At 63.8% G+C, this 16,541-nt stretch carries 7 protein-coding genes; 4 read left to right on the top strand and 3 right to left on the bottom strand.

The genetic code is table 11. The features are described 5' to 3' along the window. Positions 1 to 79: 79 nt before the first annotated feature. Genes RTQ46_RS14580 through tldD form a run of 3 tightly spaced genes read left to right on the top strand, consistent with a single transcriptional unit; the run spans position 80 to position 6,580 of the window. The gene (locus tag RTQ46_RS14580) at positions 80 to 4,282 is read left to right on the top strand and encodes a YhdP family protein (protein WP_312437612.1); all 4,203 of its coding nucleotides are present in this window, start codon (positions 80 to 82) and stop codon (positions 4,280 to 4,282) included. A 16-nt stretch (positions 4,283 to 4,298) separates the two neighbouring features. Continuing rightward, entirely contained in the window at positions 4,299 to 5,099 is an 801-nt protein-coding gene (locus RTQ46_RS14575; protein WP_312437611.1) for a carbon-nitrogen hydrolase family protein, read from the top strand. A gap of 20 nt (positions 5,100 to 5,119) precedes the next feature. Further along, a complete protein-coding gene (gene tldD / locus RTQ46_RS14570) occupies positions 5,120 to 6,580 on the top strand; it encodes a metalloprotease TldD (protein ID WP_312437610.1) in 1,461 nt (486 codons plus the stop codon). A gap of 151 nt (positions 6,581 to 6,731) precedes the next feature. Here the strand turns inward: tldD and RTQ46_RS14565 are convergent, their stop codons facing one another. Both RTQ46_RS14565 and RTQ46_RS14560 read right to left on the bottom strand, forming a co-directional pair. After that, positions 6,732 to 9,602, bottom strand: a complete 2,871-nt coding sequence (locus tag RTQ46_RS14565) for a TonB-dependent receptor (RefSeq protein WP_312437608.1) — start codon at positions 9,600 to 9,602, stop codon at positions 6,732 to 6,734. A 220-nt stretch (positions 9,603 to 9,822) separates the two neighbouring features. After that, positions 9,823 to 12,489, bottom strand: a complete 2,667-nt coding sequence (locus RTQ46_RS14560; protein WP_312437606.1) for a TonB-dependent receptor — start codon at positions 12,487 to 12,489, stop codon at positions 9,823 to 9,825. 747 nt (positions 12,490 to 13,236) lie between these two features. On the opposite strand from RTQ46_RS14560, the gene aroG reads away from it, so the two are divergent. Next, on the top strand, positions 13,237 to 14,301 hold the full coding sequence (aroG, locus tag RTQ46_RS14555; RefSeq protein ID WP_312437604.1) for a 3-deoxy-7-phosphoheptulonate synthase AroG: 1,065 nt from the start codon (positions 13,237 to 13,239) through the stop codon (positions 14,299 to 14,301). Between the two features lie 74 nt (positions 14,302 to 14,375). Here the strand turns inward: aroG and RTQ46_RS14550 are convergent. Beyond that, on the bottom strand, positions 14,376 to 16,541 hold a 2,166-nt coding region (locus RTQ46_RS14550), incomplete at its 5' end, for a TonB-dependent receptor domain-containing protein (RefSeq protein ID WP_312437603.1).

The following is a 16,541-nucleotide window of genomic DNA, read 5'->3' as shown; positions in this document are numbered from 1 at the left end:
CGCCGGCAAGACCGCATACCCGAAGAAACCAGGCGATTTTTGCCATTATTTGACGCCAGGCCAGTTTATTAGCTTATTGATGCAAAAACCGCCAGAAGCAAGCCTGACAGAACATGTGCCGCTGGCCCGACGCTGGCAGCGGCTGCGGGCCGCCTATCGCATGGCCAACCTGGCCACGCATCACGTGCTCGGCTTTGCCGTCAAGGCGGTGGTGCTGGCGTACTTTGCCTTCGCCATCCTGTTTCTGTTCCTGCGCTACGCCATCTTGCCGAATATCGACTATTACAAGGGCGATATCGAACGGGCCGCCAGCCGCGCGCTGGGCAACCCCGTCAGCATCGCGCGCGTCTATGCATCGTGGCATGGCTTGCATCCCAATCTGTTCCTTGGCGAGGTCACCCTGCGCGACAAGACCGGCCGTGCCGCTTTGAGCGTACCGAGCATTTCAGCCACCCTGTCGTGGTGGAGCGTGTTCGGTTCGGTACGCTTCGACCGGCTGGAAATCATTCGTCCCGACCTGGATGTGCGGCGCAGCAAGGACGGCGCCCTGTATGTGGCTGGCGTGCTGGTCGACAACAAGCAGGAAGGCGACGGCAAGGGCGCCGACTGGCTGCTGTCGCAGCACGACATCATCATTCGCGACGGCAAGGTGCGCTGGACCGACGAGCTGCGCGGCACGCCCGAACTGGCGCTCGACCAGGTCAACCTGTTGCTGCGCAACCGCTGGCGCAGCCACCGGCTGGGACTGCAGGCCACGCCGCCGGCCAGCCTGGCCGCGCCCATCGATGTGCGCGCCCACTTCACCCATCCGGCTTTCAGCACGCGCATCTCCGATGTGTCGATGTGGAAAGGCGAGCTGTACGCCGACCTGAACAACGCCGACCTGGCTGCCTGGCGCGGCTATCTTGATTATCCGTTCGAGCTGAGCCAGGGCAAGGGCGCCTTGCGCGCCTGGCTCAACCTCGACCATGCGCGGCTGGCCGGTTTCACGGCCGATGTCAGGCTGGCTGATGTGCAGGCGAAGCTGGGCAAGGAACTGCCCGCACTCGATCTGGTGAAAGTCAGCGGCCGCCTCTCGGCCAGGGAAACCCTGTCGTCCGCCAAGCCCGATGGCAAGCCGACGTTTGGCGCCTACGGCCATTCGGTGCAACTGGCCAATTTTGCACTGGAAACGCGCGATGGCCTGACTCTGCCGCCCACCACCTTGTCCGAGCGATACGTGCCCGCCACCCGGCGCGCACCGGCGCAGACGGACATCTCGGCGCGGGTGCTCGATTTGCAGACGCTGGCGGCGCTGGCCGACAAGCTGCCGCTGGGCGTCTCGCAGCGCGCGCAGCTGGCGACCCTGGCGCCGCGCGGCCAGCTGCAGGATTTTTCGGCGCAGTGGCACGGCGATGTGGCCAGCGCCAGCAGCTATCGCATCCGCGGCCGGCTGGTGGGATTGGGCCTGAATGCGCAACCGGCGCGCCTGGCAGTGGAAAAAACCGCCAGCAGCCCCGCGCAGGCGGCGGCGCCCGCGATTCCCGGTTTTGACAATCTGAGCGGCACCATCGACGCCAGCGACCAGGGCGGCCAGATCGATATCGACGCGCAGGATCTGGTGCTGCAGTTGCCGACCTATCTGCCGGACCCGGCGATGCCGTTCGAACAATTCCAGATGAAGGCGCGCTGGGCGTTTGAAGCCAACAACATGCTGCAGGTGGACCTGGCGCAGCTGGTATTCAACCAGCAAGGCCTGCGCGCCAATCTGCGCGGCTCGCACCGCATGCCGCTCGACGGCAAGAACCTGGGCCAGGTCGACCTGACGGGCACGCTGGACAATTTTGAAATCAATACCATCGGCCGCTACCTGCCGCTGCAAACGCCCGAGCACCTGCGCCACTGGCTGACCGGTGCGCTCGAAGGCGGCGTGGCGCGCGATGTCACGCTGCGCCTGCGCGGCGAGCTCGAACATTTCCCGTTCAAGGCCGACACCGCCGCCCAGCGCAACCGCGGCGACTTCCGCGTGGCCGGCAAGCTCGATAACGGCACGCTCAATTATGCGCCTGGCGAATTTGCCGCCAGCGGCCCGCTGGCCGGCAAGGCGCCGCTGTGGCCGCAGGCGGAAAAGATCAAGGGCAGCTTCGTGTTCGAGCGCGCGCGCATGGAAATTCGCGGCGACACGGCTACCACCGCCGGCGTCGCGCTGGCCAACGTGAAAGCCGTGATTCCCGACCTGACCGTGTTCGACACCCTGCTCGATATCGAAGGCAATGCCGCCGGTCCGATGCAGGAATTCCTCAAATATGTCGAGGCCAGCCCGGTGCTGGGCTGGATCGATCATTTTACGGACGAAACCAGGGCCACCGGCAACGCGAAACTGGCGTTGAAACTGCATCTGCCGATCGAGCGCATGCTGGAAGCGAAAGTGCAGGGCGGCCTGCAGCTGGCCGGCAACGACGTGGTGCTGTTCAACGACCTGCCGCCCGTGCTCGGTGCGCAGGGACGTATCGAGTTCAACGAAAAAGGCGTCAACCTCAATGGCCTGTCCGGCAATCTGCTCGGTGGACCGCTGGCGATCTCGGGCGGCACGCAGAGCGACAATTCGATTCAGGTAAAGATCGGTGGCGCGATGACGGTCGACGGCCTGCGCAAGACCTATCCGGCGCCCGTGCTGCAGCGCCTGGCGAAACACCTGAACGGCGGCATGCGTTATACCGGACTGATCACTTCGCGCGACCATCAGCTGACAGTCAGCGTCGACAGCGCCCTGAACGGCCTGGGGCTGGATTTTCCTGCGCCGTTGAAAAAAGCGGCGGCCGACAGCCTGCCCGTGAAATTCACCTTGAACGCCAACGCCGCCAATGCAGCCGGCCTGCGTACGGACGAGATCCGCATCGCGGTCGGCTCCGGCCTGGCCGCGCGCTACCAGCGCCAGAAACAGGACAAGGAACCGTGGCGCCTGGTGCGCGGCGGCATCGGCGTCAATACCCCTGCGCCCGAGCCGGATACGGGCATGATGCTGAACGTGAATCTGAAGACGTTCGATGTCGACAGCTGGATTGCCGTGGGCAGTGCGATTGCCGGCAGCGGCACGCCGGCCGGCAGCGCTGCCGATGCTGCGGCAGGCGCCGACGACGGACCCGATATCGCCCAGTATGTGGTACCCGACCTGATGGCCGCGCGCGCCGGCGAACTGATGCTGGGCGAGCGCAAGCTGGAAAACGTGGTGGTCGGCGCCACCCATCAGAAGGACGTGTGGCAGGCCAATATCGACGCCAAGCAGGTGTCGGGTTATGTCACGTGGCTGGAAACGCCGTCGGGCCTGGGCAAGATGACGGCCAGATTGTCGTCGCTGATCATTCCCGAATCGGCCGCCAACGACGTGAAAAGCCTGCTCGAAGGCAAGAGCAGCGCCCAGTCGATCCCCTCGCTCGATATCGTGGCCGAGCGTTTCGAGCTGTTCAACAAGCCGATCGGCCGTCTCGAATTGCAGGCCTATAACACCATGGCGGCAAGCGGGCGCGAATGGCGCGTCGGCAAGCTGCTGCTGGCCAACGCCGATGGTGCGCTGAGCGGCAACGGCAAGTGGGTGATCAAGGATGGCCAGAGCACCACCAGCCTGCATTTTGGCCTGGACATTATCGACGCGGGCAAGCTGCTCGACCGCTTCGGCTTTGCCGACACCGTGCGGCGCGGCAAGGGCCGCCTCAGCGGCGACATCGCCTGGAACGGCTTGCCGTATTCGCTCGACATCCCGAGCCTGTCGGGCCAGATCGAGATGAACGTGGAGTCGGGCCAGTTCCTGAAACAGGACCCGGGCGCGGCCAAGCTGCTGGGCGTGCTGAGCCTGCAGGCCTTGCCGCGCCTGCTGAAGCTCGACTTCCACGACGTGTTCTCGGAAGGCCTGGCATTCGACGGCATCACGGCCAACGCCAGCATCCGGCGCGGCGTGGTCACCACCGACAACCTGAAAATGCACGGCGTGGCCGCCACCGTGCTGATGGATGGCACGGCCGATATCGCCAACGAGTCGACCAATCTGCATGTGGTGGTGATTCCCGAATTTAACCTGGGCACGGGTCCGCTCGTGTATGCGCTGGCGGTCAATCCCGTGATCGGCATCGGCAGCTTCCTGGCGCAGCTGTTCCTGCGCGCGCCCGTGATGAAGGCCCTGACTTACCATATGCAGATCGCCGGACCATGGAAGTCGCCCGTGGTGACCAAGCTCGATGGTGGTAAATTGGAGCCGGCGGCCGCCGTCGCTCCTGCTGGTCCTGCAGCGGAAAAGGCGGCACAATAATCAGAGGATGGCAGACATGATGCACACCGTAGCGGCAATACAGATGATTTCCACGCCATCGGTCAGCGAGAACCTGGCTACCGCACAGCGCCTGGTGGCGCAGGCGGCGGGCGAAGGCGCGCTGCTGGTGGTGCTGCCCGAATACTGGGCCATCATGGGCCTGCATGAAAACGACAAGCTGTCGCACGCCGAGCAGCCGGGCAGCGGTCCCATCCAGGACGGCATGGCGCAGATGGCGCGCGAGCACGGCATCTGGCTGATCGGCGGCACCTTGCCGCTGGCGTCGCCCGAAGCGGGCAAGGTCCTGAACACCACGCTGGTGTACGACCCGCAGGGCCAGCCGGCCGGCCGCTACGACAAGATCCACCTGTTCGGTTTTACGCGCGGCGACGAGTCGTACAATGAATCGCGCACCATCGTGGCCGGCGCCCAGGTGCGCAGCATCGAAACACCGCTGGGCAAGGTCGGCCTGTCGATCTGCTACGACCTGCGCTTTCCCGAGCTGTACCGGGCGCTGGGCGACTGCGCGCTGATCGTGGTGCCGGCCGCGTTTACCCACACCACCGGGCGCGCCCACTGGGAAGTGCTGCTGCGCGCGCGGGCGATTGAAAACCAGTGCTATGTGCTGGCCGCGGCCCAGGGCGGCGTGCATCCGAACGGCCGCCGCACCTGGGGCCACAGCATGCTGATCGACCCGTGGGGCGAAGTGAAGGCCGTGCTGGACGAAGGCGAAGGCGTGGTGGCGGGCCAGATCGATCCCGTGTTCCTGGCCGGCGTGCGCGAATCGCTGCCAGCGCTGGCGCACCGCACCATGTAATCCTGTTGGAGAGCAAAACCATGATCCCGTTTGAACCGAATCTGTCGAGCCTGGCCGTGGCGCGCGACATCCTGTTGACGCCGTTTGGCCTCGATGAAAGCAAGCTGCTCAAAGCGCTCGGCACCATGTTTGCGCACAAGGTCGATTATGCGGACCTGTACTTCCAGTTTACCAAGAGCGAAGGCTGGAGCCTGGAAGAAGGCATCGTCAAGACCGGCAGTTTTTCCATCGACCAGGGCGTCGGCGTGCGCGCCGTGTCGGGCGACAGGACGGCGTTTTCGTATTCCGACGAGATTTCCGAACGGGCCCTGCTCGACGCGGCGGCGGCCACGCGCACGATTGCGCGCGCGGGCGCCGGACGAGTCAAGATTGCCGGCAGCATGCGGCCGCAGGGCGGCCGTTCCCTGTACCTGCCCAACGATCCGCTCGCGTCGCTCGATGCCACCGCCAAGGTGCAGTTGCTCGAACGCGTGGAAAAAATGGCGCGCGCAAAAGATCCGCGCGTGGTGCAGGTGATGGCCGGCCTGGCCGGCGAATACGATGTGGTGCTGGTGCTGCGCAGCGACGGCGTGCTGGCGGCCGATATCCGCCCGCTGGTGCGCGTGTCGCTGACCGTGATCGCCGAGCAGAATGGCCGCCGCGAAACCGGCTCGGCCGGCGGCGGCGGGCGCTACAGCTACGATTATTTCACCGATGACGTGCTGGAACAATATGCGCAGGACGCCGTCAGCTCGGCGCTGGTCAACCTGGAGGCGCGTCCTGCGCCGGCCGGACCGATGACCATCGTGCTGGGGCCGGGCTGGCCCGGCATCCTGCTGCACGAAGCGATCGGCCACGGGCTGGAAGGCGACTTCAACCGCAAGGGCTCGTCCGCGTTTGCCGGCTGCATCGGCGAGCGCGTGGCGGCCAAGGGCGTCACCGTGGTCGACGACGGTACCCTGTCGAGCCGGCGCGGCTCGCTCAATATCGACGACGAGGGCAATCCCACCCAGTGCACCACGCTGATCGAGGACGGCATCCTGAAAGGCTATATCCAGGACACCATGAACGCACGGCTGATGAAAATGCCGGTGACCGGCAACGCGCGCCGCGAATCGTTCGCGCACCTGCCGATGCCGCGCATGACCAACACCTATATGTTAGGGGGTGACAGGGACCCGGGCGAGATCCTCGCCTCCGTGAAAAACGGCCTGTATGCCGTCAATTTCGGCGGCGGCCAGGTCGATATTACCAATGGCAAGTTCGTGTTTTCGGCCAGCGAAGCCTACATGATCGAAAACGGCAAGCTCAGCTATCCGGTCAAGGGCGCGACCCTGATCGGCAACGGCCCCGACGTGCTCAACCGCGTCTCCATGATCGGCAACGACATGCGCCTCGATTCGGGCGTGGGCGTGTGCGGCAAGGAAGGGCAGAGCGTGCCGGTGGGGGTGGGGCAGCCGACGCTGCGGCTCGATGGAATTACTGTCGGTGGCACTGCCTGACATTCGGCGCAATGCGGCACCGCGTGGTCGGTGCCAACAATGTTGTCGGATTACGCGCAAGCGCTAATCCGACCTGCCCTTGCTGCGTGCTTTGGCGTAGGTCGGATTAACGGCGCAACGCCGTGCAATCCGACACCACCGGCGCCCATTTTTAAAATTTGTACTTCAACCCCGCACTGATAAACCTCCCCGCCGCGCCCGCATAATCGAGCGGGTTGTAGCCGGTCGCGCCATAGGTCAGCGGATCGAGCGGGGCAACCTTGTCGAACAGGTTCTGTATCGAGGCAAACACTTCCACCTTGGGCGTGGCCATCCAGCGCGCCGTCAGGTCCACCGTGGTGAACGACGCGATGCGGCAGCCGCGCGGGGCGTCCGTGCCGTCGGCATAGTGCGTGGCGCAGCCGTCGGGGTCGTTCTTGAACAGCACATTGTCGAGCGGCGCGCGGTAGTTGACGTTGGCCGAGACGCGCCAGTTCTGGCGTTCCCAGGTGGCGCCCAGGTTGATGCGGTCGTCGGGCGTGCCCATGCAGTTCGAGATGTCGCAATTGCCGTGGGTGCCGGCGAAATCGCGTTCGGTACCGTCGCGCTCGGTGCGCAGCCATTTGAACAGATGCGTCCATTTGACGTCAAAAATCAGGTTGCCCATGTCGTTGCCCAAAGGGAAACGCTGGCGTGCATCGAGGTCGATGCCGCGCACCGTGGTTTGCGCCGAGTTCACATAGTTGGCCAGCACGGCCGTGATGGCGCCCGGGTCGCCCGGGATGCCGGTGGCGGTCGATGGATCGCGCGCCACCTTGCCTTCGGCGATCGCCGTGTCCGTCTGTTCCTGGTTGATTTCATTCTTGCGGCGGATTTGCCAGAAGTCCACCGACACGCTGGTGCGCGGCAGCGGGTCCCACACGGCGCCCAGCGAATAGCTGCGCGAGCGCTCGGGCGACAGGTTCGGGTTCGGCGAGGTAATCACGGCGATCGAGGCCGGGTCGCACGCCACTTCCACTCCCAGCGCACAGCGCACCGGGTCGGCGGCGGTGGCAAACGCGGCCAGGCCGCCGACGCCGTTTTCGGCCGCGTTCGGCGCCCGGAAGCCCCTGGCAAAGGTGCCGCGCAGCGCCAGCTGGCGCACCGGCGTCCATTTCGCGCCGACTTTCGGCGTCCAGGAGTTGCCGATGCCGGTGAAATGGTCGGCCCGCATGGCGCCCGACAGTTCCAGGTTGCTCAGCACGGGTGCCAGCACTTCCGCATAGACGGCCGAGGCCTTGCGGCTGCCCCGATACGCGGAATAACCGAGGCCGATGATATTGCCGGACTCGGTGCCGGCGGTCGGCTCCAGCCGGGTCGACTCGTAGCGAAATTCCGCGCCCAGCGCCACCCCCAGGTCGCCGCCGGCCAGCTTGCCCATGGCGCGGCTGGCCTTGAAGTCGACCTGCGCGATGCGCGTCCTGGCGTCGTTCGAAATCGTCGGCGACAGCGCCGCATACAGGTCGGGCGAGTTCAGGCCGGCGTTTTCCGCGATGCGCCACACGCTGCCCGGCGGCAGGGCCGCATAGCGGGGGTTCAGGCTGGCGGCCGCCACATTGGCCGCGCTGGGATTGAGCAGGGCAAACGCCACGTCGCGCTGCAGGTAGCCGCTGCGGTCGTTGGAAACCTTGTTTTCCGAGTACAGCAGCGCGCTGTCGAGATCCCAGCCGGCAGCCGTGCCCTTGATGCCGGCCACGAAACGGGTAAAGGTCGACTCGATGTCGGACACGCGCGGTCCCACGTCGGCCGCCAAGTAGCGCAGCCGCGCCACCCTGCCAAAGTAGGGATTGTCCGGGTGCTCGGCGCCCAGCGCCACCGCCGCATTGCTGACCGGGCCGCCGGGATAGCCGACCGAGCCGCTGATGGTCGACGGCGTGGTGACCGAGGTCGATTCGCTGCGATATACATTGAGCTCGGCATAGGTCTGCAGGGCCGGCGTCAGCTGCCACGTGCCGCGCCCGAAGAAATTGATGTTTTTCTGTTTGGGCTGGATCTGGCCATATTGCTGCGCCGCATCCGTCAGGCAGCCGCCGCCCGGGTCGCCCTGCGGGTGGCTGGTGAAATTGCCGCAGGCGGCGCCGGGAAAGAGGCGCGTGAAGCCGGCGCCGGCCAGGTTGCCGCGATTGTAGTAGTCGAGCGTGTCGGGGTTGCGCACATTGCCGTTGACGGCGCTGCCGGCCGCATTGTTGGTGGTGATGGCGCCGGCGCCACTCAGCGATTCCTGGGCGCTGAAGCCCAGGTCGCGCAGATCGCTGCGGCCGACGGCGCCGCGCCCGGCGCGGTCGCGGTGCCAGATCGGCGCCTTTTCGCTGTATTCGAGGTTCAGCAGCACATTGTAGCGGTCGGCGTCGAGGTCGCCGAAGCCGTGCGTGATGGCGGCGCGCGCATCGCGCCCGTCCCAGTCTTTCGTTTTGCCATAGTTGCCGCGCATGGTAGTGCCCTGGAAGTCGCGCCGCAGGATCACGTTGACCACGCCGGCGATCGCGTCCGAGCCATAGATGGCCGAGGCGCCGTCCTTGAGGATCTCCACCCGTTCGACGGCTTCAAGCGGAATGATGTTCAGGTCGGCAAAGACCTTCTGGCCATCGTCGGCCAGGCCGTATGGCGCGACCCGGCGGCCGTTGAGCAGCACCAGGGTCGAGGAGGTACCCAGGCCGCGCAGGGAAATGCCGGAGGCGCCCGAGGCAAAGCCGCCGCCAAAGGTGGTCGGTACCGAGCCCTGGTTGTCGACGGCCAGCGTTTGCAGCAATTCGGCCACGCTGGACTTGCCCGATTTTTCAATATCGGCCGCATTCAGCGTCTGCACGGGCGAGGCGGTTTCCGCTTCGGCGCGGCGGATATTCGAGCCCGTGATTTCCACGCGCGCGATCGGCGCCGCGGTTTGCGTATCTTGCGCCAGTGCAGGCAGGGCGGGCAAAGCCAGCAAAGGCAGGGCGGCGGCCAGCGCCAAAGCCAGTCGTGATGGTGCGCAGGGAAGAGGGCGTGCGGGGCTTCTGTAGGTCATGCTGTTCTCCGGGAAGGGGCCGACGGGAAAAGCCGTCGAATGCCTTGCAGTCTCGGTCTTGCAGCCTGACCCGGATTCGATCTGCATCAGCGGTGCATGGCTTGACACGCCAACTTCAGGGAACATGTGGCGTGCCTGCCACGACGGCCACAGCAGTGGCGCCCATAAAAAATGCCCGCAAGCAGAACCTTGCGGGCATGGGCAATTCAGCAGGACCTTATCAGAACTTGTACGACGCTTTCACGTACAAGGTGCGGCCCAGCGGATCCGTGTAGCGCGGATCGTAGCCGGTCTGGAACACCGTGCCCTGGTTGGTAAACGGCGGATTCTTGTCGAACAGGTTTTTCACGCCGACGGTGATATCGGTATTTTTCCAGCCCGAGTAGGCGCCCGACAGCGAGAAGGTGGAATACGCTTTCACCTTCTGTTCATAGCCGGCATCGACATAGTTCTGGTCGCGGTAGCCGCTCATGAACTTGTTCGACAGGTTGGCGCTCCATTTGCCCAGCGCCCAGGTCAGCGAGGCGTTGTGCTTCCAGCGGAACACGGGATTATTGTCCGCATACACGCCGACGTTTTCGATATACGCGCCGCCCGGTTCGTTCTGGTACTCGTAGCTGTGGACCCAGCTGCCGTCGAACTGGAAGGTGAAGTTGCCGTAGCTGCTACGCGGCAGGCGCCAGGTGAGGCTGGTGTCGATGCCCGAGGTGTGCACTTCGCCCAGGTTGTCGAGCACGGCATTCACGTACTGCAAGGTGTTGCCGTCGGCCGAATACACAAAGGCCGACTGGTATTTCTCGTAGTTGTCGAACAGCGTCTGCTCGGCCACGGTGCCGATCTTGTCGCGGATCTTGATATTGAAGTAATCCAGCGACATGGTCACCGAACTGACCGGTTCGAACACGATGCCGGCGCTGAAGGTCTTCGATTTTTCAGGCTTCAGGTTGGCGTTGCCGCCGCTGCGGATATATTGCTGCTGGCCGCAGGCCACGTTCGGATTGGCGCCGGCCACCGGCGTGCCGCCCGGGCACAGCACCGGATCGTCGTATGAATTGCCGGTAAACGTCGAGGTGGCGGGACCGTGCAGGTCGTACAGGGTCGGCGCGCGGAAGCCCGTGTTGTAGGAGGTGCGCAGCAATACCTGCTTGCTTGGCTGCCAGCGCAGGCCCACTTTCGGATTGAAGCTGCCGCCGACGTCGTTGTAGTGGTCGTAGCGGGCCGCCAGCGACAGTTCCAGCTCCTTGTGCAGCGGCACGCTCAGTTCCGAATACACGGCGGCGATATTGCGCGAGCCGGCCTGGTCCTGCGCATCGGCATAGCCCGAGCTTTGCGCCTGCGAGGCCAGTTCGCGGTTGACGCTGTATTGCGCCTTGTCATGGCGGAATTCGGTGCCGACGGCAAAGCCGACCGCGCCGGCCGGCAGCTCATAGATTTCGCGGCTGATCTTGGCGTCGACGCCGGTGCTGGTCATCTTCGCGCCCAGGTATTGGCCGTGCAGCTGGGCCGCATCGAGATAGGCTGCGCCGGCCGCAGACTGTTCGCCGAACGGGTTCAGCGTGCCGTCCAGCACCCCGGCCTTGACCAGGCTGTCGTTGGTGTAGCCGTTGACAAACGCGCTGGCAGCCTTGCTGATCGAATGCGTCAGGCCCACGTTGTAGTCCCAGCCGCCGATCAGGCCTTCGGAAGCGAGCACCAGGCGGTCCGAGGTGCTGGTGTCGAAGCCCGTGCGTTTGCCGGCCGCGACCGTGCGCCAGTTGATCGTCAGGTCTTCGCCGGCCAGGCCCGCCACGCCCGGCACGCTGCCATTGCCCGGATAATACGGGCTGGCCGAGGTCATGGTGATGCCGGTCAGCGGCGACGGCGCGATGCTCGAGGTGCTGGTGCTGCGCGAGTGCAGGTATTCGACGGTAGCGATATTATCCTGGCTCAGCTTGAAGGTGGCCTTGCCCAGCAGGGACTCCTGTTTGGTTTCCGGGATATCGTCGATATACTTGACGGTGTCGGTGCGGCAGGTGCCGCTGGCGGTGGTGATCAGGCCGGTGCCGGGGCAGTTGGTCGCCGCATACGGATTGCCCGTCAGGCCGTTGGCCGAGTAGAAGTTGGCTGGCTGCGAGGTGCCGCTGCTGTTGTCCACGCCGCGGTTCGGAATCACGCTGGTGCTGGAAAACGCACGCGAAGTGGCGGACAGGGCCGACTGCTTGTGCACGTCGGCGACGCCGAAGAAATTGTAGCCATCGGTGGCCAGGTTGCCGAAGCCGCCCGACAGATTGATGCGCGACTCTTCGCCGCCGCCGCTCCTGGTCGGCGCGTAGTGTTCCACGCTGACGGTGGCGCCCTGTACCGAGCGCTTGGTGATGAAGTTGATCACGCCGCCGATCGCGTCGGTGCCGTAGATGGCCGAAGCGCCATCGCGCAGCACTTCGACGCGGTCCAGCGCCGACAGCGGGATGATGTTCAGGTCGACCGCCGCGCCGTTGAACGGATGGCTGGCGATGCGCCGGCCATTGAGCAGCACCAGCGTCTTGTCGCTGCCCAGGCCGCGCAGGTCGGCGCTCGACATGCCGCCCGTGCCGGAACCGACCGACTGGCTGCTGCCGGTCGAGCTCTGGTTCATCGGAATGGTGTTCATCACTTCCTGTGCGGTGGTCAGGCCCTGCTTGATGAAGTCTTCCGCCTTGATCGAGGTGATCGGCAGCGCGGTCTGCGACGACAGGCGCTTGATGCTCGAGCCCGTCACTTCCACTTTCTGGATCTCGCCGCCGGCGCCGTCTGCGGCTGGCGCCGCATCGCCGGCCAGGTTTTGCGCCTGGGCCGCATGCATGCCCAGCGCCAGCGAACTGGCGAACATGAGGCGCAGGGATCGGGACAACACGCTTTCTATCATCATGGCTAACACTCCTGAGGTATTTCTTGAAGTTGATTTGTTCGGCTTGGCAGATACGTTTACCGATGCTGTATGCCCGGCGTTCTCCTGGAACAAGGGGCGCAACCATCAAAACATGCGGCATCTGGCGCATCAATAACCAAAAAGATAAGAGTGAAAATTACCAACAGTAATCAATGCTCACAGCTGTAAAGACCAGGGTGTGCCCGATTGCGCCTGGCACGGCAGTTGCCAAAGGCGCGGCGGCATGGCTGGTGCAGGCGCGATGCGCCTTGCAAGGCTGCTTGATTAGTTGAAATGCAATGCTTACATTTGGATACAGTTCACCTGCCGGCAGAGCGGGCAGGGGCGCCCGGCGGCGGATGTAAAGTTGTGTAAGGAGCACAGCGTGCGCTGGCCCGGACGATTGGCGGCACCGGCGCGCACAGCAAGGCGTGCGCAACTTTTTGCTGTTTTTTGCCCACTTTGCCGTCGTATGCAACAGCGCGATGCGGTTTTGCTGACAAAGATGCTTGCCAAGCTTTGCACAATGGGTTTATAGTCGTTCATCACTTACGGATGACTCGCATGTTCGCTCGCCACTTTTTTACCGCCTATTTTTACTTTAGCAATTCCAACCCAAAGGCGGTGGAGTAGCGGTCGGTTCACGTAGCAGCAAAACGAGATCCCAGCAAATTCTAAAAAACCGCCACTGATGGCGGTTTTTTTTTACCCAGATGTTTTACCCCTGTTCAAATTTTGGAGAAAATAATGCCCCGCACCGATGATTTGCGTATTCGCGAAATGAAGGAACTGACGCCGCCGTCCCATCTGATCCGCGAATTTGCCTGCTCGGAAGCTGCCGCCCAGACGGCCGCCAATTCCCGCGTGGCCCTGCACCGCATCCTGCACGGCCAGGACGACCGCCTGATGGTGGTGATCGGTCCGTGCTCGATCCACGACACCAAGGCGGCGATGGAATACGCGCGCCTGCTGGTCAAGGAGCGCGCCCGCTTTGCCGGCGAACTGGAAATCGTCATGCGCGTGTACTTCGAGAAACCGCGCACCACGGTGGGCTGGAAAGGCCTGATCAACGATCCGTACATGGACAACAGCTTCCGCATCAACGACGGCCTGCGCATGGCGCGCGAGCTGCTGCGCGACATCAACGAACTGGGCCTGCCGGCCGGCACCGAATTTCTGGATGTGATCAGCCCGCAATATATCGCCGACCTGATCAGCTGGGGCGCGATCGGCGCGCGCACCACCGAGTCGCAGGTGCACCGCGAACTGGCGTCGGGCCTGTCGTGTCCGGTCGGTTTCAAGAACGGCACCGACGGCAATGTGAAAATCGCCGTGGAAGCGATCAAGGCCGCCTCGCAGCCGCACCATTTCCTGTCCGTCACCAAGGGCGGCCATTCGGCCATCGTGTCAACCAATGGCAATGAAGACTGCCATATCATCCTGCGCGGCGGCAAGCTGCCCAACTACGACGCGGCCAGCGTGGACGAAGCGTGCAAGGCGATTGCCGCGCAAGGCCTGGCGTCGCGCCTGATGATCGACGCCTCGCATGCGAACAGCTCGAAAAAGCCGGAAAACCAGATTCCCGTCTGTGCCGATATCGCCGCGCAGGTGGCCGGCGGCGACGACCGCATCGTCGGCGTGATGGTCGAGTCGCACCTGGTGGCGGGGCGCCAGGATCTGGTGCCGGGCAAGGAACTGGTCTACGGCCAGTCGGTCACCGACGGCTGCATCGACTGGAGCGCCAGCGTGGCCGTGCTGGAAAACCTGGCGCAAGCCGTGAAACAGCGCCGCCTGCAGGGCGACAAGGAATAATTGGTTGCCGCATGAAAAAAGCCCGGAAAGCGTGACGCTTTCCGGGCTTTTCAGTTGTCAGCTTCGATAACAGCTTAGAACTTGTAGGAACCGCTCAGGTAGAACTGGCGGCCCAGGGCGCTCGAGTACGACGGGTTGTAGCCGACCTGGTGCGAGCCGGTATTGCGCAGCGTGAACGGCGGATTACGGTCGAACATGTTCAGGATGCCGGCCGTGATTTCCACGTTGCTCATCGGGCGGTATGCGCTTTGCAGGTCGAACGTCGTGTAGCTCGGCACTTCCAGTTGCACGCCGTAGCAGGCGCCTGGCTGGCCGGCGACGATCACGGCGCAGTCATCCGCGCTCTGATTGACGTCGGTGTAGCCGTTGCGGTAGCTGGCGCTCAGGGTATGCGTGAACTTCGCGGTTTCATACGAGGTCGTGGCCTTGATGATGTTGCGGAAGCTGACCTTGTCGTTCGAACCGTAGCGGTTCAAGCTGGTTTCCCATTGATCGTCGGTACCTGGCGTGGTATAGCGCGAACGCAGCAGGTAGGTGCCCGACAGACGGCTGGTGAGACGGCCGTCCAGCAACTTCATCTTGTGGGTGAAGTCGTAATCGATACCGCGGTTTTCCACTTTGCCGATATTGATTGGCAGCAGCTTGATGGCCAGCACGTCGCGGCCGGTCGAGCTGATGTGCTTGGTGGTGAACAGCGAAGCGTACTTGGCCGGGTCGGCAAAGATCAGGCCTTCCGAGACAGCGGTTACCTGGTCGCGGATTTCAACGTTCCACAGGTCGAACGACATCGACAGGCTGTCGAACGGCTCGAACACGGTACCGATGCTCCACTGTTTCGATTTTTCCGGTTTCAGGTCGGGATTGCCGCCCTGGAAGGCTTCGAACTGTTGACGGCCGACATTGTTGCAATAGCCCGCCAGCGGGTGGCCGGCCATGCCGTTGGCTGCCGTCAGCGGGCATTGGTAGTTACCACCGGTAACGCCCCAGTCTTCCAGCGGGCCAGCGATTTCCTGCATGCTGGCGGCGCGGAAACCGGTGCCGGCGGCGGCGCGGAACATCAGGTTGCGGGTGGCCGAGTATTTGCCGCTGATTTTCCAGGTGGCGGCATCTTCGGTCTTGCCAACCTTGACGCCGGTCAGCTTGTTGTCGATGGCGCTGATCTGGTCGTAACGCACGGAACCGGTCAGTTCCAGCTGCTTGGTGACAGGCATCATCAGCTCGGCGTAGGCGCCGGCATTGTCGCGCGAATAGTCGCTGTCCACCTGCGGGTTGTCGAACAGGATCTGCGCTTCTTTTGCCACATCAGCCTGGCGTACCTTGTACGAGGTGTTGCGGTAGTCCGCGCCCACGCCCAGCATGGCGGTGCCGCCTGGCAGCTTGAACACATCGCGCGACGCGCGGCCGTCGATGCCCTTCATTTCCACCGTCTGCGTGTTGTAGGTGCCGCTGAAGCCTGTGCCCAGCAGTGCCTGGCGCATGGCGTCGGGCATGCTGCCCACAGGGTAGGCGAACGGGTCGATATTGCCTGCGTCGACCTGGGCGTTGAACTGGTCGGCCAGCGGGAAGCCGCTGACGTATTTCTGCGTCTGCTTGTTCTTCGAGTAGGTCACGGCGGAGTTGATATCCCAGCCGAATGCGCTGCCTTCCACGCCACCGACGAGGTGGGTGGCCTTGGTGCCGTAGTCATACACGCGGTTGCCCATTTCGGACAGGCGATAGGTGGCGGCCACCGAGTCGACGTTCGCGTTCTGGTCGGCGGTCAGGTTCGGTGCGATGTACTTGTTGTACAGCGCCGAGCCCTTGGCGATCGAGAAGTCGGCCGGGTACGGTGCGATGCTCGACACGATTTTCGCTTCCGTGTAGGCCAGGTCGTAGAAACCCTGCCAGCCGGTCTTGCCCAGTTTCATCGAACCAGAGCTGAACAGCGAGTCGCGTTTCGATTCAGGATTGATTTCAATCGTCGATGGCGAATCGAAGTAGCAATTGCCGTCGCCATAGAAATCCATATTGCTGGCGGCGCACTTGCCGCCATTGGCCAGGGCGTACGGATTGAGCTTGCTTGGCGCGCCGGACGCATCGTAGCCGTCCTTGTAGGTCAGCGATGCGTTGGCCGGGGCCGAACGCGAGGAACCATTGATGAATTGCAGCGCCTGGCCGGTCTTCGGATCGTTGAAGTTGATGATGCCGCTGCGCGCGAAGCTGCGCTGCGATGCTTTCAATGCCTTCTGTTCGTCATGGCT

Source organism: Janthinobacterium sp. (assembly GCF_031995485.1).
Taxonomy (GTDB): domain Bacteria; phylum Pseudomonadota; class Gammaproteobacteria; order Burkholderiales; family Burkholderiaceae_D; genus Janthinobacterium.
The sequence above is the reverse complement of the archived record's forward strand: the minus strand, read 5'-3'. Positions and strand labels throughout refer to the sequence as shown.